The 19,874-nt window shown below is 42.0% G+C and carries 18 protein-coding genes; 6 read left to right on the top strand and 12 right to left on the bottom strand.

The annotated features are described in order from the left end of the window. Window positions 1-157: 157 nt before the first annotated feature. Genes IQ276_RS26625 through IQ276_RS26615 form a run of 3 tightly spaced genes read right to left on the bottom strand, consistent with a single transcriptional unit; the run spans window position 158 to window position 2,119 of the window. Window positions 158-1,033, bottom strand: coding sequence for an SDR family oxidoreductase (locus IQ276_RS26625; protein WP_193914903.1), 876 nt, complete (start codon window positions 1,031-1,033; stop codon window positions 158-160). Between the two features lie 25 nt (window positions 1,034-1,058). Beyond that, on the bottom strand, window positions 1,059-1,625 hold the full coding sequence (locus IQ276_RS26620; RefSeq protein WP_193914915.1) for a DUF2808 domain-containing protein: 567 nt from the start codon (window positions 1,623-1,625) through the stop codon (window positions 1,059-1,061). Window positions 1,626-1,681: 56 nt separating this feature from the next. Continuing rightward, window positions 1,682-2,119: a DoxX family protein gene (locus IQ276_RS26615; protein ID WP_193914905.1), complete on the bottom strand. Its 438-nt coding sequence runs from the start codon at window positions 2,117-2,119 to the stop codon at window positions 1,682-1,684. A 175-nt stretch (window positions 2,120-2,294) separates the two neighbouring features. Here IQ276_RS26615 and IQ276_RS26610 point away from each other — a divergent pair, with 175 nt between their 5' ends. Next, a complete protein-coding gene (locus IQ276_RS26610) occupies window positions 2,295-4,463 on the top strand; it encodes a DEAD/DEAH box helicase (RefSeq protein ID WP_193914907.1) in 2,169 nt (722 codons plus the stop codon). 252 nt (window positions 4,464-4,715) lie between these two features. On the opposite strand, the gene IQ276_RS26605 is transcribed toward IQ276_RS26610, so the two are convergent. The 7 genes from IQ276_RS26605 to metG form a co-directional block, all read right to left on the bottom strand. Next, complete coding sequence (locus IQ276_RS26605) at window positions 4,716-5,045, bottom strand: hypothetical protein (RefSeq protein ID WP_228042903.1); 330 nt, start codon at window positions 5,043-5,045, stop codon at window positions 4,716-4,718. A gap of 140 nt (window positions 5,046-5,185) precedes the next feature. Then, window positions 5,186-6,613 carry a serine/threonine-protein kinase gene (locus IQ276_RS26600; RefSeq protein WP_193914909.1) on the bottom strand — a complete coding sequence of 476 codons (1,428 nt, stop codon included), beginning with the start codon at window positions 6,611-6,613 and terminating at the stop codon, window positions 5,186-5,188. Window positions 6,614-6,686: 73 nt separating this feature from the next. Further along, on the bottom strand, window positions 6,687-7,709 hold the full coding sequence (locus tag IQ276_RS26595) for a serine/threonine protein kinase (protein ID WP_193914911.1): 1,023 nt from the start codon (window positions 7,707-7,709) through the stop codon (window positions 6,687-6,689). Window positions 7,710-7,942: 233 nt separating this feature from the next. Next, entirely contained in the window at window positions 7,943-8,344 is a 402-nt protein-coding gene (locus IQ276_RS26590) for a metal-sensing transcriptional repressor (protein ID WP_235115997.1), read from the bottom strand. 472 nt (window positions 8,345-8,816) lie between these two features. Beyond that, a complete protein-coding gene (gene lptC / locus IQ276_RS26585; protein WP_507236638.1) occupies window positions 8,817-9,905 on the bottom strand; it encodes an LPS export ABC transporter periplasmic protein LptC in 1,089 nt (362 codons plus the stop codon). A gap of 223 nt (window positions 9,906-10,128) precedes the next feature. Beyond that, window positions 10,129-10,758, bottom strand: a complete 630-nt coding sequence (locus IQ276_RS26580) for a LabA-like NYN domain-containing protein (protein ID WP_073639656.1) — start codon at window positions 10,756-10,758, stop codon at window positions 10,129-10,131. Between the two features lie 166 nt (window positions 10,759-10,924). Further along, window positions 10,925-12,529: a methionine--tRNA ligase gene (gene metG, locus IQ276_RS26575; RefSeq protein WP_193921018.1), complete on the bottom strand. Its 1,605-nt coding sequence runs from the start codon at window positions 12,527-12,529 to the stop codon at window positions 10,925-10,927. A gap of 383 nt (window positions 12,530-12,912) precedes the next feature. On the opposite strand from metG, the gene IQ276_RS26570 reads away from it, so the two are divergent. Beyond that, window positions 12,913-13,632, top strand: a complete 720-nt coding sequence (locus IQ276_RS26570; protein ID WP_193921020.1) for a lysophospholipid acyltransferase family protein — start codon at window positions 12,913-12,915, stop codon at window positions 13,630-13,632. Between the two features lie 152 nt (window positions 13,633-13,784). After that, window positions 13,785-14,612, top strand: coding sequence for an alpha/beta fold hydrolase (locus tag IQ276_RS26565; RefSeq protein WP_193921022.1), 828 nt, complete (start codon window positions 13,785-13,787; stop codon window positions 14,610-14,612). Window positions 14,613-14,735: 123 nt separating this feature from the next. On the opposite strand, the gene IQ276_RS26560 is transcribed toward IQ276_RS26565, so the two are convergent. Together IQ276_RS26560 and IQ276_RS26555 are read right to left on the bottom strand one after the other, a co-directional pair. After that, entirely contained in the window at window positions 14,736-15,032 is a 297-nt protein-coding gene (locus tag IQ276_RS26560; RefSeq protein ID WP_193921024.1) for a DUF3349 domain-containing protein, read from the bottom strand. A gap of 2 nt (window positions 15,033-15,034) precedes the next feature. Further along, the gene (locus tag IQ276_RS26555) at window positions 15,035-15,439 is read right to left on the bottom strand and encodes a DUF1308 domain-containing protein (RefSeq protein WP_193921026.1); all 405 of its coding nucleotides are present in this window, start codon (window positions 15,437-15,439) and stop codon (window positions 15,035-15,037) included. 163 nt (window positions 15,440-15,602) lie between these two features. Between IQ276_RS26555 and IQ276_RS26550 the strand changes: the two genes are divergently transcribed. The 3 genes from IQ276_RS26550 (at window position 15,603) to plsX (ending at window position 19,768) form a co-directional block, all read left to right on the top strand. Next, complete coding sequence (locus IQ276_RS26550; protein WP_235115996.1) at window positions 15,603-16,769, top strand: hypothetical protein; 1,167 nt, start codon at window positions 15,603-15,605, stop codon at window positions 16,767-16,769. Between the two features lie 299 nt (window positions 16,770-17,068). Next, window positions 17,069-18,550, top strand: coding sequence for a leucyl aminopeptidase (locus IQ276_RS26545; RefSeq protein ID WP_235115995.1), 1,482 nt, complete (start codon window positions 17,069-17,071; stop codon window positions 18,548-18,550). Between the two features lie 195 nt (window positions 18,551-18,745). Next, the gene (gene plsX, locus IQ276_RS26540; RefSeq protein ID WP_190882432.1) at window positions 18,746-19,768 is read left to right on the top strand and encodes a phosphate acyltransferase PlsX; all 1,023 of its coding nucleotides are present in this window, start codon (window positions 18,746-18,748) and stop codon (window positions 19,766-19,768) included. The last annotated feature ends 106 nt before the right edge of the window (window positions 19,769-19,874 follow it).

The raw sequence follows: 19,874 nt of genomic DNA, 5'->3' as shown, positions 1-19,874 counted from the left end.
TTGAAATCCAGGTCGGTGGGTTTTGTTTGTGTAGATGCGGTTTATAACCCAATACGCTTGGGTTAAGGGTTAATGGTGTCGATAATTGGTCTAGAGAAGACGCGATAAATCGCGTCTCTACATGAGGGTTTTGTTGCTCATTCTGAACTGTATTGGTTTATAACCGCCCTTTTAACTTCTGTAATTCTTCTTTGATAGATAAAGGCTGATAACCCAATGCAAATGCTTTAGAACTATCTAAAGAAACATCTGTTGGTCTAGGTGCTGCCATTTTCACATCTTGTTGTCGGCAAGATTTCAGTCCTATGGTGGGGAGTTCAAATACCTCGATTAATAGCCGACCAAAATCATAGCGAGAAATGCGCTCTTTTCCACCCAAGTGAATAATACCGTTAACTTTCTCTAATGCTAATAACAATCCTTTTGCCGCAGTTATTCCACTTACTGGTGTGCGGAATTCATCAATAAATAAGTTTAGTTCTTTCTCGTCTTTTAAAGTTTGAATAAATGGCTGAATAAAACTTTTTGCTGTGGGTGTTGCTGTGCCAAACATTAAGGGCATTCGGCATACTGCGGTCATGGGATATCGCTCTAGCATACCTGCTTCAGCTATGGCTTTTTGCTCGCCGTAAATGTTTACAGGACAGACAGAATCTGTTTCGCAATAAGGAGCATTTAAACCATCAAACACTAAGTCGGTTGAGGTAAAAGCACAAGGAATAGAATTATCCGCACAAAGTCCGGCAATATTGCAGGATGCTGTAACATTAATTGCGTGTGATTCTTCAGGATGAATTTGACAAAAGTTTGGTTGTGACTGAGCAGCGGTATGAATAACTGCTGCTGGTTTGATGGTACTAAATATGTACTGTAATTCTTGAAAGTCTGTCAAGTTAACTTTTAATATTTTAACGCCAGGAATTTCTATAGGATGGGATAAATAAGTAGCATAAATTTCCCATTCTTGTTTTGCAAGCTGGCAAAGATGCCATCCTAAAAAACCACTAGCTCCAGTAATTAATAATCTTTTCATGCTTCATTGAATGAAATAATATTTATTATGGGAACCACAAGTCTCTCCCAATACTCTGGAACTGAAACCGCCCAAAGCCAAGGAATTGACCGTGGGATTTTTCACCTGGTGGAAATGCTGTGACACCTAGTAAATAAACACCAGAAAAACTGGGATTACTTATGGGGCGCAGGCCAATTGTAATTGTTTGTCCTGGAGTCACAGGTGGGTCAAAGTTCACAGTTATTGTGCGTGTTTTGCGTTCTCTGGTAACTGGGCCTAGTGTTAATTTCGCTCCTTTGCGATCGCGTGTTCCCACAAATGCACGGGTATCATCAAGATGGTATTGTATATTCTCTCCTCCTTCACGTTGAGCGATCGCCACCTTCTGAAGAGATTCTCCAGCATTTTCCGGCACAGCGATCGTAAAGTAGTAAGTCCCGCCTGGAAAATTTACATCTTTGTAAATAGTTATGGCCTCAACCAGTCTTGGCGGTTGGACAAAATAGACTATACCATCTCTGAGTTGCACTGCTTGAGTCACTGGAACAGTAACTTCCGCAGTACCAATTGCCAACGAAAGTGTTATGCCAAACAAAGTTGCAACGCGCATGGTTCGATATAAATTACGTAAATAGACAAAAGTGTTAATTGAGTAAAAAAACACCCTCATTTCAATTCTAATTCTTTGGGAATGAGTGACTTGGGAATCAGAGAAGCTTGTTTTTCCCAATCAGAAGGTTTCGTGTACCACCAAGCCCAAGCAATTAAAACTGCTTGAAAAGGAAGTCTGACAACGTGTACCCAAGGTGAATCTGGTATATATTCGAGCTTAATATGATTAACCGCCATATTGATATTGGCAGGGAAAACCGCAATAAAAAGAGCAATAAGTCCCCAAGCAGCAGCTTGACTTACAGGCGGGACTAATAACCCAATACCACCCAAAATTTCATAAAAACCACTCAGATAAACTAATTCCAAAGGATAAGGAAGTTGCGGTGGCATAATTTTGACGTATGGTTCTGGAATCAGAAAGTGTGTGACTCCAACCACAATAATTGCTATAGCAAGGATTACACGCAAACGTTCCTTATGCTTACTCATCTGTTTTGCCTCATTATATACTTACCCTCATAACTTCAGTTTGACCGACAAATGCTAATCTAGCTTGAGTCAATAGGATGAAAATGTCATTTGTAAATAACCAATAAACCTGTTCCAAAAATCTCCTTTGCGTTCTCTTCTCTGCGCCTCTGCGCCTCTGCGTGAGACAAAAAACATGAACAACGCCTTCAACCGACTCGCACCCTTCATCCAACAATATATTTACCATCACCAGTGGACTGAATTACGACCAGTCCAAATTGCCGCTTGCCAAGTCATATTTGACACCGATGCTCACTTACTAGTTGCTGCTGCAACTGCTGCCGGTAAAACAGAAGCAGCCTTTCTCCCAGTTTTGACTTTATTACACACCTACCCTGCTAGTACCATAGGTGCGTTATATATTAGTCCCATCAAAGCATTAATTAATGACCAATTTGAGCGTCTCAACGACTTACTCAAAGAAGCAGATATTCCAGTTTGGCACTGGCACGGCGATGTTTCTCAAACTCGAAAAAATAAACTTTTAAAAAATCCTCAAGGCATTCTCCAAATTACACCAGAATCTCTAGAAAGTTTGTTAATTAACAAAAATAACGACCTACTTCGCTTATTTGGTGATTTAAGGTTTGTGATTATCGATGAAATTCACGCATTTATGGGTTCAGAACGCGGTTGTCAAATTATTTGTCAATTACAACGTTTAGCAAAAGCCACACAAAAACAACCCCGCCGTATTGGTTTGTCGGCAACTCTCGGCGATTATTGTATAGCTGAAGAGTGGTTGCGTTCTGGAACCGATAAGCCAGTAATTACTCCCAAAATAGATGGAATAAAACGCCAAATAAAACTAGCTATTGAACATTTTTATATTAATGATGAAGTTGATGAATCAGAGGCAACAGCTTACGAACAATATATTTTTAACCTCAGCAAATCTCGCAAATGCCTAATATTTGCAAATAATCGCACGCGCACCGAATCTATAATTGCATCTTTGCGAAAAATTGCCACAGAACAAAAATTACCAGATATCTATCATGTCCATCACGGGAGTATATCTGCTAGTTTGCGGCAAGCGGCTGAAAATGCCATGCGCGAACCCAACAATCCTGCTGTGACTGCTGGAACTCTAACTCTGGAATTAGGCATAGATATCGGTCATTTAGAGCGAGTCATTCAGTTAGATTCACCTTTATCTGTAGCTAGCTTTTTACAGCGCTTGGGACGCAGTGGTAGAAGAGGTGAAGCTGCTGATATGCGCTTTATTTGTGCTGAAGAACAGCCATTATCAGAAGCTTCTCTGCCAGAACAAATTCCCTGGCAACTTTTACAATGTATCGCTATTATTCAGCTTTATATGGAGGAAAAGTGGATTGAACCAATTAAACCGATTAAATATCCTTTGAGTTTGCTTTATCATCAAACAATGAGTATTTTAACAGCAACGGGGGAAATTTCACCTAATGCTTTAGCTAAACAAATTTTTAGTCTGCCACCCTTTGCTGCTATTTCCCAAGAAGATTTTCGGCTATTGCTACGTTATTTAATTGATATCGGTCATATTCAACATACTGAACAAGGGAAATTAATCCTGGGTTTGGCAGGAGAAAAAGTAGTGAGAAAATTTCAGTTTTATGCTGTGTTTGCTGAGCAACAAGAATATATTGTGAAGCATGGTACAACGGAAATTGGCAGTATTGCTGCGCCGGTTCCTGTTGGTAATCAATTTGCTTTAGCTGGGAGAACTTGGGAAGTTGTAGAAGTTGACTTCAAGAAAAGAGCTATTGTTGTCAAACAAGCTGAGGGTAAAGCTAGTATTTATTGGCGTGGTGGCGGTGGGACTATTCATACAAGAGTTTTGCAACGAATGCGGCAAGTTTTATTTGAGGATGTTGAGTATAGTTATTTGCAAAAGAATGCTTTGCAAAGATTACAGGCGGTTCGTCAATTGGTGCGGGGAGTGGAATTAGAGAAGCAGAATATTTTGAAGTTGGAAAAAGGTAAATGTTGTATTTTTCCTTGGATGGGTACTGTTGGTTATCGCACTTTGGAAAGATTGCTTAACTCTTGGTGTCGGGAATCGTTGGAAATTAAAAGTATTGGTGGGGTGAGTCCTTATTATTTGACAATTAAATTAGGTAAAGGTAAATTTGAATATCTTTCTCGTGAAATTGCTTCATTATGTGAGCAAAGGATTAGCGCAGAAGATTTAGTTAGTAGTTCAGAAGCGCCGGAAATTCAAAAGTATGATGAATTTATTCCTCATCCACTTTTACGGAAGGCTTTTATTAATGATTATTTAGATATGGAAGAAGTGCGGCAAGAGGTGGCAAAGTGGTAAAAGTGTGAGAATTCAGAATTCAGGAGTCAGAACTCATATCGTTTCTTTATGAGGCTGCGCCAAATATTAGATTTTTTCAACGCAAAGGTACGCTGAAGTTAGCGCAAAGGGGCGCTGAGGTTAATTCGCTACATTCCAAAATAAATAGGCGCATCTTCATAGAGAATTGGTATCTGTTGAGAAGTTCTCACGGATGGGATGGTGTGGCTGTACGCTTAGTAGCAATAAGTTGGTATCGACAAGATAAGTCACTTAAATATCTTCAGACTCGTCATCATCGTATATTCCTGCCCGACTTAAAGCATACTCTGATAACAAGGGCGTATCTCGTCTATGGCTCTCTGCCCATTCCCGAAAAGCTGTTATCCACTCAATAGCCGTCGCAGTTTTGTAAAATGGTTGCTCCTGTTTTGATTTCATCAACTGCTCAAGCAATGCATCCAAATGTGGCTTAACCACTTCAACAGGGAGCTTAGTGACGTTTGCTAACACCTGCACAACGCTTTCTAACTCTTCTCTGTCAGCCTCTGGGGGTAATGGTAGTATTTGATTGTTATTGTTGACTACGCTATCAGTTTCCACAAATAATACTGAAATTACTTCCTAGTTTAATTATCATGGTTTTAAGCACCACAGGCAAAACCAGAGAAATGGAATTACTGGGGTAGTCGCTTGCTGGCAGGAATAATGATTAATTTACAAATTTCTGAAGGCCTTAAATGTTAGACTTTACAAGTCGCGATGCGAGAGAAAAGAACCCCCCAATGCGCCTGAATGCGCCACCCTGGGAGGTATCCGGGAAGGTGTCCCACAGGCGCTAAGGTATCAAAAGTACAATTGTTGTAAGTTATCCAGTTACTATCCATTCTCCATCCTACGCAATCGCCAAACTTTTCCCACGCTTGTTTGTTATATTTACCATCAGGCTTACCACCAACGCTGAGGTAAATTTCCTTCTGAACCCTGAAGCCAAAGCGTCCATTGCTATATTTTACCCACAAGCGGTCAATTGTGCGGAGGTCTTTGCAAGGAAAGTTTAATAGTTCTTCTCTTCTAATCCAATCACCTTTTTTACGACGTACAGCTTGAAGCATCACTAAATAAGTTTCATAATCAGCATCCTTCCATTTTCCTGCTGCTAGGTAGTTTCTTAGTTTTTTGTAATCTACCCCTACTTCTGAACTCAAATCATCAGATTTAGTTTGGTCATCAGATGTAGTTTGGTCATCAGATGTAGTTTGGTTAAATAAGGAAATGAACCATTCTTTCATCGTTTTTGGGCGTTCATTTTCTTTTAACTTCATTATTTTAACATTCGATGTCTTTTGGTTAACTAATAGATTTAACCATTCTTCCATCGTTTTTGGACGTTCATTTGCTTCTAACCTTATTCCCTCAAGAATTGCACGATTTAATTCCTCGCTAATACTTCGGTTGTGTTGCTTTGGTTCAATTAAATCAACTTGATGATATTTGCGATCCCAAGAACTTGTAGGCTTTTTACCGATTACTACATAGTAAAGTGTTGCTGCCAAACCATAAATATCAACTGTTGGTTCTTTGCTACCGTTGAATTGCTCATAAGGAGCAAAATGTTCATTGCCAAACCTTTTAGAAAAAGAAGTTGCAGGAGCAATATCTCCAGCTAAACCAAAGTCTATTAAAATAGGCTGGTTACCACTTCGCAACATGATATTGCCGGGATGAATATCACGATGTACTATTGAATTTTCATGCATCGCTGCTAATGCATTACCAATTTGGCAAATATATTTTATAGCTTCTGTTTCTGGTAGTGGTGTTATTACTTCACCTTCGATTAAATCAAATAAATTTTTACCAGCAATGAACTCCATTACTAAGCAGGGTGTCTTGCTGTCGCCTTCTTCAAAATAATCAATTACCCGCACAATATTTGGATGAGGTGCTTGGCAAAGTTGCCCTAATAATTCAGCTTCTTGGATAAATTTCTCTACATAGCGGGGATATTGTCTATCCCGTATGAGGCGCATGTTAGGAGTTTTAATTACAACTGGTAGGTTAATTCGGCTGTGTACGGCTTTATAGGTGATGCCGAAAGCACCTTGTCCTAATTCGTCTTCAATGATGTATTTACCATTGTGTAGTTGATGACCTTTATTCCAGTACATATTTTTATTAGTTAGAAGTTTTTTTTATCTCACGCAGAGGCGCAGAGGCGCAGAGAGAAGAATGAGATAGGAGTTAATTTGGCGGTTTTGTTGGGAGTGGTGTTGGTGTTGATTTTTCTGTAGGTGAAGGCAAAAGTTTGATGAAAAAGTCTCGAATATCTCCTTGGAAAATTCCTGTGAATATTGCTATTATTGCAAGAATTAAACCTATTATTCCAATCCATAAACCTAAGGCATCATAATTAATTTGTGTTGGTTGTAGCTGGACAACAGGTGTAGGTTTTAATCCCAGTGAATCTAGCCAAGCTTCAATACACTGGGGGCGTTTTTTGGGATCTAAATCCATTGCCCAAAGAATATCACGATTGATGTTATGGCTAATTTGAGGATTCAATTGTGTTGGTTCTGGTAATGGAGTATGATTTTGCAGGCGTTCTTTGGCGCTGGTTGGTACTTGTCCTGTCAATAAGTTGTAAAGTGTGGCTGCAAGTGAATAAACGTCGGTATACGCCCCTAGTTCAATTGTGTGTGAATACAGTTCGGGTGGTGTAAAACCTGCTTCGGCTTCTGTTTCTAGATTGCTGACACTCAGCTTTTTACTGTCGATTCCCCGTGCTAGCCCAAAGTCAATTAACACAGCTTCTTTTGAACCAGCCCTAATCATAATATTGGCTGGTTTGATATCTCTATGCACCAAGTTATTTTGATGGACTACCGTTAACGCTTCGCCGATTTGTTGGATGTATTGTAGGGCATCTGCTTCTGCCAAAATATTCTGTGGGCGATGGGCGAGATCGATTCCGGCGATGTACTCCATCGCTATGCACCACAAATCGTCCTCCTGAAAGGGATCTTCCAAGAGGCGCACAATATGAGGATGTTTGCATTTAGCCAGTTTGAAGGCTTCTTGGACAAATCTTTCCTGCAACCTTTTGAAGTCTGGTTGGTTCAATAATTGATCGTCTAAGGTTTTGACGACAATGCGATCGCCTTTTTCATCTTTGGCGAGATAAGTAATGCCAAAACGTCCCCGCCCTAATACACTTTCGAGGGTATATTTACCCCCCTGCAACTGCTTCGGAACTGCCCAAACCATCAGCTTGACTGTGAGACACTTGTGTTAATTTTGGCATAAATAGCCCTCACGCCTGTAGAATAAGGCAAAAGTAAAAAGTAAGAACAATTATGCTGCAAGCTTTTTACCTACAGCAGATTTCAAATTGGTGAAGTACACAACGATTCGTCTCAAAGCCAGGAAGAAAGCGTGTTTTACTTCTGAATTCTGTTAGCGTAGCGGGGCGTAGCCCATTCTGACTCCTGAATTCTGATTTAAGGCAAAAACCGATCTAAAGCAGCTTTTAATTGTTCAATTTCAACTTCCATATTGCCTTCTTTTGCTGCTCTAGCAATACATTCGGTTAAATGTTCATCCAAAACAATTCGCGCTACCCGATCTAATGCGCCTCGCACTGCGGCTATTTGTAATAAAACATCAGGACAAGGACTACTTTGCTGCACCATTGTTTTAATACCACGAACATGTCCTTCTATCCGCGATAACCGATTGACAATTCGCCGTAATGACTCTTCGCTATGGATATGAGGATGGCTTAACTCTCCATGCTCAGGAGTATGATCTAGATGTTCGTGGTCTGTATCGTGATTATGGGAGTGTTCTGCTTGCTGGGATGTTGGCAAGGATTCTTTACCTAATCGGTTTGAGCCATTCATGGGTTATCAAAGGACTTGTAGTACTAAGATCCTAGCCTAGTAGTTGACCGAAAATTGGGGAGTGGGGGATGAGGGGGATGAGGGGGATGAGGGGGATGAGGGGGATGAGGGGGATGAGGGGAGTTAAAATTTTGTTCATCTAGTTCAAAGTCTCATTAATGGAGTTCAAAGACTCATTAATGGAGTTCAAAGTCTCATTAATGGAGTTCCAAGTCTCATTAATGGAGTTCAAAGACTCATTAATGGAGTTCAAAGTCTCATTAATGGAGCTCAAAGCCTCATTAATCTAGCTTACAGCTATTTTCAGGTAAATAGACCACGCGGCAAGGGCACAGCAGTGCTGTGCCCCTACGACAGATGTGGTTCAAATACATGAAAACTGCTGTAAAGACTCGTTAACAGTGTTCAAATACTCCCTCATCCCCCTCATCTCCCTCATCTTCCCCACTCCCCACTCCCCACTCCCCACTCCCTACTGACGATTCGCTCTCTCTTGGGGAATAATCTCGGTTACTACTCTACCGCCAGAATTTCCACCTTTGACAACAATATTTTCTGTTTGCAAATTACCAACGGCTGTTTCACCGGTAAAATTTAACGGTGGGTCAATTTGTCGATAAACTATATTTCCCTGAGCTTCAAGTAATTTATTGTCTAAATACCAAGTTAGTTTATCAGATCTCAAAGACTGGCGACGCTGACCAATGGCGTTGACGTTACCTGTTAAATAAACCGTTTTTTGCGGTATTTTCATTTCACCTTGATTGGCGGTAACGATGACATTTTCCACTCGCTGGAACATGCGGGTAGGGGAGTTTGTGGTGATGGTTTCTGTGTTCATGTTCCAGGTCATAGAGTTACTAGCTATTTGCAATGGCGGGTCTAGTAAATCTAATTGGGCATTTTTTTGGATGGTGGCAATTTTGGTTTTTAAGTTGACTTCGGCTGCATTTCCTTTGCCGCGATCGCTAATTTTATTATTTTTATAGCGGTCAATTTCAATGGGGCGATCGGCAATTAATTTTTCTTCTTTAATATTCCAATTCAAATGCTCTGTTCGCATTTGCAGCTGGGGATCGGCGGACTTTGCTATTACTCCTCCAGAAAATTCCATCCGTTGTTCCCGAGTTTTAACTCGCGCTTCTTGTGCTACTGCTTGTAGTTGTTTATGAGTACCATTAATTTGGTTGCGGACAATCAACAAATCTTCTTGGGGATGCCATTCTAGTTCATTACCCTGCAACACAATTCCATTTTTCGGGTCTGTAGCAAGTATTTTTCCCTTGAGAAATAGCTGCTTTCCATTTTGTTCAATGTCTGCTACATCGGCTTTGACTTGGTAAACAACTTTACCATCTTGGTACAGTTCTCCATAGGGATTTTCCGCCTGACCAATTTGTTTTTCTTTGGTGTATTTTGCCCGTTTAGCTTGGACTTTCCAAATCGGTCTTCCGACTTCATCTGCTTGTTCTAAGGTGACATCAAAGAATGTCAATTTACTATCTTGGTTAGATGAATCAGGAGTATTTTCTGGAGAAGCTGTGGGAGATTTCCCCCACAGCTAACTAATCCAATTCCTAAAAAAAGGTCAAAAGCAAAATAAAGAAAGAAGAGAGTCGGGGAGTGGGGGAGGGGGATGAGGGGGCAGGGGGGCAGGGGAGGCAGGGGAGAATAACTCTTAACTCCTAATTCCTCACTCCCAATGCCCAATGCCCAATGCCCAATGCCCCATGCCCCATGCCCCTGCCCTTCTACCTCTCTCGCTTTATGATTAAACTGATACTTCATTCTTGGATTTCCAGATGTCCATCGCTAGTTCTTGGGTCTTCCAAAAATCCCATACTCGATAACGGTCGATATGGATAGCTTTGACGAGGGGTTTTTTGAATATCCTCTTTGATGGCTTCTAAATCAATGTAGCGATCGCTTACATTAATTAAGCTGTCACTAGTCATGGAACGCAAACTCACCACCTCTACCCTTACACCACGATAGCTCACGGAATTTACTGCATAAGCCAAATCGCCATCACCGCTGACTAAAACTGCGGTATCATAGGAATCGACTAACGCCATCATATCGACTGCTATTTCTACATCCAGGTTGGCTTTTTTAGAGCCATCTGGCAGTTGCACCAAGTCCTTAGCGATTACTCGATAGCCATTGCGACGCATCCACAGCAAAAACCCCTGTTGCTTCTCGTTTGTCCGGTCTACACCAGTGTAGAAAAAAGCTCTCAGTAGGCGAGAACCTCCAGTTAATCGACACAACAACTTCGTGTAATCGATTTCAATTCCTAATTGTAATGCAGCGTAAAATAGATTTGAGCCATCAATAAATATGGCAACCCTACCCCGATTCTCCAAAACTTGTTCTGGCGTAAATATCGAGTCATTTTCTAAATTATTCAACATTGTTGTCATACCTCAGTTTTTATCCCTGTTATTTTTGATACAAAATACCCAGTTTTACTTTCTAGTCACAGCGGTTTATGATAATGTTCCGGGGCTAATTAAGTTCAGCCCCGATAAATTTTTACCAGAGAATTAGAAATTGAACAAAATCAGAATTTGATATTGACTAATCGTTTTTTAGCTGTTCTATGCGTTTGAAAATTGGTTGGGGTGTACCCAACTTTTGTTTACTTGATAGTACTCCCCACGCTGCATGGGTAGCAAAAGGAGCATTCAGTGAAGTTTCTATTTGATCGTTAAAGTTTATTCCAAAGCCCAGTTGCCGATAAATATCGCTACTGATGTTCGGAATAATTGGAGATAGTAGATAAGCTGCTAGTCTAACCGATTCTAGAACTGCGTACAGAACTTTCTCGACTTCCTGCTGTTGTCCCTGTTTATATAATGACCAAGGAGCTTGTTCATCTATAAACTTATTGCTGGCTTGCACCAGTAAAAGGACGGATTCGCAGGCTTGATTGAAAGCTAGCTGCTCATAGGCTTGTTTTACCTGTTCTCCCAGACGTAAACCAATTGTTTTCAAAGGATTTTCGTCAGAGATTGTTTCGTTGCCGATTGGTGGTACATTATTTTCAGCACAGTATTTCTTCACCATGTTCAAGGTGCGATTGAGCAAGTTACCTAAGTCATTCGCTAAATCTGCATTCAGAACATTAATGAACCTAACTTCATTAAAATCTCCATCCTTGCCAAATTCGATTTCCTTAAGGAAGTAATAACGAACGGCATCACTACCATAGCGTTGGACTAGATCTACAGGATCGAGGGTGTTACCCAGACTTTTGCCCATTTTCTGACCATCTTTAGTCAAAAAGCCATGTCCAAATACTCGGTCTGGCAAGGGGAAACCGGCTGATAACAGCATTGCTGGCCAATAAACTGCATGGAAACGCAGAATATCTTTACCAATTAAATGCAAATTAATTGGCCACCACGTCTGTAGAGCATTTGCTAAAGTCGGTTCTGCATCTGGTTCGAGTAATGCGGTTACATAACCCAGTAGTGCGTCAAACCAAACATAAAGGGTGTGCTTGGGATCGGTTGGTACTGGAAAACCCCAATCTAAATTCACCCGTGAAATTGAAAAGTCTTGCAGACCTTGATTGACAAAGCTTAGGACTTCATTACGCCGAGTTTCTGGTTGAATAAAATCTGGTTTTAACTGATAAAATTCTGTCAGTTTATTTTGATATTTAGATAAGCGGAAAAAATAGTTTTGTTCGTCTCGCCACTCGACTTCTTTGTTAGTATGAATTGGGCAACGGTGTCCTTCTAAAAGTTCCCGTTCTTCTTTGAATTCTTCACAGGATACGCAGTACCAGCCTTGTTGTTGTCCTTGATAAATATCCCCAGATTCCCATACTCGCTCGAAGAATTCTTTGACGATCGCTCCATGACGAGGTGCTGTAGTCCGACTAAAGCGATCGTATTGAATATCAAGCAACTTCCACAAACTTACAAAGCTAGGCACAATTTCATCGCAAAAATCTTGTGGGGCTTTCCCTAAAATTTCTGCCGATCGCTGAATCTTCTGCCCATGCTCATCTGTACCCGTAATTAATAGTACCTGATGCCCCAACAACCTATGAAATCGTGCTACTACATCGGCAGCGATCGTTGTATAAGCACTGCCTATATGAGGGACATCGTTTACATAATATAGGGGTGTTGTCAGTGCAAATGTCTTTTGTGTTTTATTCACTAGATTCATGCAAAATAAAATCAACTTATTAAAACGTTTTACATCTTAGTTTTGTCGGCAAAACCACGCAATTATATAACATTACTACCATTTTTTCCAATAACACCTTAATATTAGCAAATTTATCCGGTCAGCAATTGTTTTATAATATGCATTAATTCAACTGATTTTTGCCGAAAATACAGAAATTTACTATTAGATAATTTTTGGGAATACTTTTTATTACATAATATTATTGTGTTGAAGAATACATAATACACAGATGCGGAAAATCTACCTCTGTTTATAGATTCAGACATTTCTATCTTAAGACGGTCATGGCAGTAGTAAAGAAATGTAAAAATTAAATTAAGATAAACTGCCATATTTAACGGACTATATATTGATTAGGTATGAGTCTAAATAGCCCTCAGTTGATTTCCCACGCTTTGTTAGCAGGGCTTTCAACACAAATGTTTCGCTATTACGAAGATCGCATTCCGCGAGATGCTAGCGTCTTGGTAGTCAGCAATCACCGCAGCTTTATGGATGCACCGATTTTAATGGCAGCCTTATCGAATCCAATTCGCTTTGCTTGTCATCACTACATGGGACAAGTGCCGATCATGCGCGAGATTGTTACCGGACAATTGGGGTGTTTTCCTTTGGAAGAAGCCCAAAACCGCCAACAAAGCTTTTTTGTGCAGTCGCAGATGCTATTGCAGTCTCGGCAGATGGTAGGAGTATTTCCCGAAGGAACAGAACCAATGGTGAAATTTACAGTGCCAAACACAGTGGGTGAATTTCAGCGGGGATTTGCTCATTTGGCATTGCGGGCTGATGTGGAGGATTTAGCAATTTTGCCAGTTGCGATCGCATCTTTAGAAGAAGTAAACACTTCTGGTTTTCCCCTGAGGCTGTTGAGTTTATTCGATCCTTCAGAACCTTTATTTAAGCAACCAGGTTGGCATCCTTTGGTAGTTTATCGCCGAGTTGCTGTGTTAATCGGTCGTCCTTATTGGATTACGCCCCAACATCAAAAAACATATCATGGCAAACAAGCTAGAACTGTTGTGGCTGAACTAACTCAATATTGCCACAACGAAGTTAGCGACTTACTGCGTCAAGGGTGAGACGATTTTGGATTTTGGATTTTGGATTTTGGATTGTCGCTGCGACTTTGAGTTGGTTGCTGTAAGACTGTTTTTGCATCTTGTCAAAAGCAGCCAACCATCAACAGTCCAAAAGTTTTATCATTAACCAATGACCAAGTGACCAATGACCAATGACTACCCCAGAAGTTGAACTCAAGCCTTGTTTCCTTACGCCCACACGATTACGACCAGAGTATCCGCTGTTTGTATATTTACCAGGAATGGATGGAACAGGTCAATTATTGCGATCGCAAACCGCTGGATTAGAAGTTGGTTTTGATGTCCGCTGTTTCGCAATCCCCCGTCAAGATCTCACCACCTGGGATGTGCTAACTAACAATGTATTAGACTTGATCCACGCCGAATTAGAAAAAAGCCCCCAGAGGACAGTTTATTTGTGTGGTGAGTCATTTGGGGGTTGCTTGGCGATGAAAGTGGCGATTCAAGCACCGCATTTATTTAAACGAATTATTTTAATTAACCCAGCTTCAGCCCTTCAGCTTCGCCCTTGGTTGAATTGGGCATCGCAAATTACTTACTTAGTCCCATCAGGATTGTATGATGTTGGCGCACTGGGGTTACTACCATTTTTAGCATCTCTGCCACGGATTTCTCGCAGCGATCGCCATGAACTCTTAAGAACTATGCGTTCTGTTCCGTCAGAAACGGTTCTTTGGCGATTGTCTTTACTCCGGGAGTTTGAGATTGATGAAGAGCAATTGCGCCAGTTAACGCAACCAGTTTTGTTGATTGCCGGTGGTAGCGATCGGCTTTTACCTTCTGTAACAGAAGTCCAGCGCATAGCGAATATCATACCAAATACTGAGATTGTAGTGCTGCCCGACTGCGGACATGCTTGCTTGCTAGAAGAAGATATTAATCTCTATGAAATCCTTAAGGATAACGACTTTTTAGAAAGTAAAGCTGATATCGGTAAAGAGCAAGAGGTGAGAGGATAGGATGAAGGGCGATCGCATTTTATTCAAGCTTTAGCCTGTTAGTTACTGAGAGCTATCCAACTTCAAAGCTCGCATTAAAAAGGCGATCGCTCTTTTGCCAAAATGAACAGGTTTGTTCTCACGCTATTCAGTTTCTTTGAGCCACTCCTCATAACCACAAACAAGCAAACGCTGTTTCACTTTGTCAATCGCTTCAGCCTTTGGCACATCAGTTGTTACTACACGATACACATCATTGAGAACAAGGTTATAATTTATTTCTGTGCAGTGAGATACGATTTCTGCTAAGTTTCGATCTGACATTTCATCATAAAGTAATGCCAACAATGGTAAATAGTCTTGTGTTTCTATTCCATTGGGAAAAGCACACTGAATCATTTTATAAGTACTTAAAAGATAAGGTGCAATAGTAATTTGCATAGTTAATTTCCTGTTAAAGGGCAAGGCAGATGGATATACACATTGAACTTTACACCCTGAGAAAGTGCTGCTCTGACCGCTTTAGCATCTGCTGTCATTGTCAAAATGCCTAAACGATCCCCTGTTCCTAAAATGATGATATCATTCCTGCCCAAACTCCTAGTCGGCTGTAAGTTTAGGGCTACAGTTGAGGGATTGTCAGGTATGATATTTAATCTTTGGATTAATCTACTTGCTCTGGCTTGTTCTGATACTCCACCTGACCATTGAATAATATCAGTAACTTCTTTCAACGCTGTTTGAGTGATTACCATTTGTTGTCCTTGTACATATTGTCGTAATTCATAGCGTACAGGTGAGCCTTCAGAGATAAAGGCAAACACAGTGCCTGTGTCTAGATTGACCATTTAAACGCCATACTCAACGGGATTATTTTATGGGAGTGAGGTGACTTTCGGTAAAAGTGTCACAGGAATTGTTAATCCATAACTTGTACTTGTTGGGAGATGTCAAGCCGATCGCACTTTCGCTACAAACTTAAAGAGAGGCTTTACAGGATGGTGTCAAGCAATGGCAAATCAACCCCAAAAAACAGAAGTGAACGAGTTAGTCCAGTCACGCGCAGAAACAAAGAAAGTCGAAATCACGGCTCAATCATCAGTGGAAAATCAACCGTCTATATTAGAGGATTTTGCCAAAACTGTTGCTGACACGGGCAAAGCAGTTATAGACACAGCAATAGGTATTGGAGAAGCAGCAACAAAGCAAACACACAAGTTAATTGAGCAAACAACTCAAGCTGGTGGTACAGTTGTGAATCGCCTGAGCGAAAATTGGCTGATTAGAACACTATCTGGGGTCTTAAATCTCAATTGGCTGTTTGGCGCTACTGATGTTGTTGATTTAGAAAAAGCAGAAGTGGCGGTAAACAAACTCAAGCAACAATATCCCAATGAATCACCCAGCCAAATTGCTCACCGCATCATGATGGACAAAGCAGCAAGAGCCGGTGGGATTGGTTTGGCAACGAGTATTTTACCGGGATTTGCGCTGACATTTTTGGCAATTGATTTAGCAGCGACAACAAAATTGCAGTCAGAAATGGTTTATGAAATTGCATCTGACTATGGGCTAGATTTAAAAGATCCAGCCCGTAAAGGTGAAGTTTTGGCGATTTTTGGTTTGGCTTTGGGTGGAGGCCGTCTGTTGAAAGCTGCGGGATTAGGCTTGTTGCGAAATGTGCCCTTTGCGGGTGCTGCGATCGCCGTTAGTTCAAATGCGACGATGATCTATTCATTGGGATATGCTGCTTGTCGATTTTACGAAGCTAAATTAGATGAATCAACTTCCCTCAATTCTCCAGAGACACTAGCAGCATTAAAAGAACAGAGTGAAGAGTATCTCCAAAGTGCGATCGCTCAACAAGCCGTCATGGATCAAATTTTAGTTCACATGATCCTCGCCAGTCATCCCGAAAAAACTTGGTCAGAAATTTTGCCAGAATTGCAAACTGCAAATTTAAGTCCTACCTCCCTAAATGCCATTGCCGAAAACATCAAATCGCCCAAGCCTTTAGATACACTGCTCAATGAGCTAACCCGTGATTTTGCCATACCATTATTAGCCCAGTGTTACAAAATTGCCCAGCTTGACAACCAGACTACACCAGTTGAACAAGAAATAATTACTGCGATCGCCAGCAGATTTAACATTGATATAAATGAAATTGGGGACTAGGGACTGGGGATTGGGGACTGGGGACTGGGGATTGGGGGATTGAAAGTTTACCCGTTGGTGTCAACTTACAGCAGTTTTCACCTATTTGAATCACATCTGTCGTAAGGGCACAGCAATGCTGTGCCCCTACCGCGTGGTTTATTTACACCAATGAAGTTTACCCATCCCCCAGTCCCCATCCCCCAGTCCCCATTCCCCAGTCCCCAATCCCCAGTCCCCATTCCCCATTCCCCTCACCATGAAACAAAAATTTTGAGCAATACTGGTACAAGAACGAATATTTTACATAAAATCCCGAAATGACAATTCAACCTAGTGATACGCCTTTGCTAGAGTGGGCAGGCGACAGTTTGGCAATTGGATTATTTGAAGATGCAGTAGAGTTAACCGGAGAACTGGCAACTTTGGATCAAAAGTTTGCCGGAGTCTTGAAAGAACTGATTGCTGAAGAGGAATTTAAAGGTAAAGCTAACAGCACTATTTTCACCCGTGTGGGCACTGGTGGCGGAGTTCGGAAAGTTATTCTAGTAGGTTTAGGAAAACCAGAAGCACTCAAACTAGATACTCTACGACGCGCTGGGGCTGCGGTAGCCAGAGTAGGCAAAAAGCAAAAAAGCAAAATTCTCGGTTTTAGTTTTCCATTGTGGAATAACGATCCAGGCGCAAGTGCCCAAGCGATCGCTGAAGGTGTAGAATTAGCTCTTTACCAAGATATTCGCTTTAAATCAGAACCAGAAGATAAAGGATCGCAAATAGAAACCGTAGAATTACTAGGTTTCGCTGGACAAGAAGCAGCCATCAACCGCGCCCATCAAATTGTTTCTGGGGTAATCTTGGCACGGCAGTTAGTAGCAGCCCCAGCCAATGCGGTAACACCGATTACTTTAGCAGAAACGGCCCAAGCGATCGCCACAGAATACGGTTTACAGCTGCAAATTCTCGAACGAGAAGACTGTGAAAAGTTGGGTATGGGTGCTTTTTTGGGAGTAGCCCAAGCTTCTGATTTGCCACCGAAATTTATTCACCTCACTTACAAGCCAGAAGGTACACCGAAAAAGAAACTCGCAATTATTGGCAAAGGTTTAACCTTCGACTCCGGCGGACTTAACATTAAAGGTGCTGGTAGTGGCATCGAAACCATGAAAATTGACATGGGCGGTGCAGCTGCAACCTTGGGTGCGGCAAAAGCGATCGCTCAAATCAAGCCAGATTCCGAAGTTCACTTTATCTCAGCGGCGACTGAAAACATGATTAGCGGTCGCGCTATGCACCCAGGAGACGTTCTCACAGCATCAAACGGCAAAACAATCGAAGTCAACAACACTGACGCTGAAGGACGTTTGACCCTAGCAGATGCCTTAGTGTATACCGACAAATTGGGATTAGATGCGATCGTTGATTTAGCCACCCTTACAGGTGCCAACGTCATCGCCTTGGGTGAGGATATTGCTGGCTTATATACTACCGATGATGCAGTAGCTGCCCAATTGGAAAAAGCTGCCCAAACTTCAGGCGAGAAGATTTGGCGGATGCCAATGGAAGAAAAATATTTTGAAGGGCTGAAATCTGGCATCGCCGACATGAAAAACACCGGTCCGCGTCCAGGTGGTTCCATTACCGCCGCCCTTTTCCTCAAAGAATTCGTGAAAGAAACTCCTTGGGCGCACTTAGATATAGCCGGCCCAGTGTGGACAGATAAAGAAAACGGCTACAACAGCGCCGGCGCAACTGGCTACGGCGTTCGGACGCTGGTTGACTGGGTATTGGGAACTGGGGAGTAGGGAGTAGGGAGTAGGGAGTGGGGGAGATGAGGGAGCAGGGGAGGCAGGGGAGGCAGGGGAGGCAGGGGGAGAAATAACCCATGCCCCACTCCCCACTCCCCACTCCCCACTCCCCATTCCCTAGTCTTCAACAATTCGTGCTATCTTAGGCCAGCCATCTGGTAAAATTTGTAAGGTTTCTAGAAGCTCTAAGCAATGGGATCGACTCGTGTACGGATCGCAATTGACGCAATGGGAGGGGATCATGCACCCGCTGAAATTGTTGCTGGCGCATTGCGAGCAAGGGAAGAATTGGGTGTAGATGTATTGTTGGTTGGTGATCCCCAACAAATTGAAGCTGCCTTACCGCCAAAAACCAATTTAGGGCAGGTGGAGATCGTGACCGCACAGGAAGCGATCGCAATGGATGAGGAGCCTTTAAACGCAGTTAGACGCAAACGCAACGCTTCTATCAATGTGGCGATGGATTTGGTCAAGCAGCAACGGGCAGATGCGGTATTTTCAGCAGGTCACTCTGGCGCAGCAATGGCATCAGCTTTGCTTCGTTTGGGACGATTACCAGGAGTTGACCGCCCAGCCATTGGGACTGTTTTCCCCACGATTATCGCTGGTAAGCCAGTGCTAGTACTTGATGTCGGCGCAAATGTGGATTGCCGTCCGAAGTTTCTAGAGCAGTTTGCTGTCATGGGGTCGGCTTACAGTCAATATGTTTTGGGTACAACTGAACCTAAAGTGGGTTTGTTGAATATCGGTGAAGAAGACTCTAAGGGTAATGATGCAGCTGTCCGCGCTCATCAATTGCTACGGGAAAATTCCCAAATTAATTTTATTGGCAATGCCGAAGGGCGTGATGTGCTTTCCGGTCGTTTTGATGTGATTGTCTGTGATGGTTTTGTAGGCAATGTATTATTAAAATTTGCCGAAGCTGTGGGAGAAGTAATTCTGCAAATCTTACGCGAAGAATTACCCCAAGGATTACACGGTCAAATCGGCTCAGCACTATTAAAACCTAACCTCAAGCGGATCAAGCAGCGGATGGATCACGCAGAACACGGCGGCGCCTTGCTCTTAGGCGTGGCAGGAGTTTGTTTGATCGGTCACGGTAGCTCACAAGCACCTTCTATTTTTAATGCAATTCGCATGGCAAAAGAAGCTGTTGACAACCAGGTACTGCAAAGAATTCAGTCCCAATATCTCCTAGAGCGGGAGAGCGGTTAGCAATCAGTCATTAGTCATTAGTCATTTAGTCATCAGTTACGAGCAACAAAGGACAAATGACAAAGGACAAATGACAAATGACAAAAGGCAAATGACAAAAAGCTGA

The organism is Desmonostoc muscorum LEGE 12446, assembly GCF_015207005.2.
GTDB classification, from domain to species: Bacteria; Cyanobacteriota; Cyanobacteriia; order Cyanobacteriales; family Nostocaceae; genus Nostoc; species Nostoc muscorum.
The sequence above is the reverse complement of the archived record's forward strand: the minus strand, read 5'-3'. Positions and strand labels throughout refer to the sequence as shown.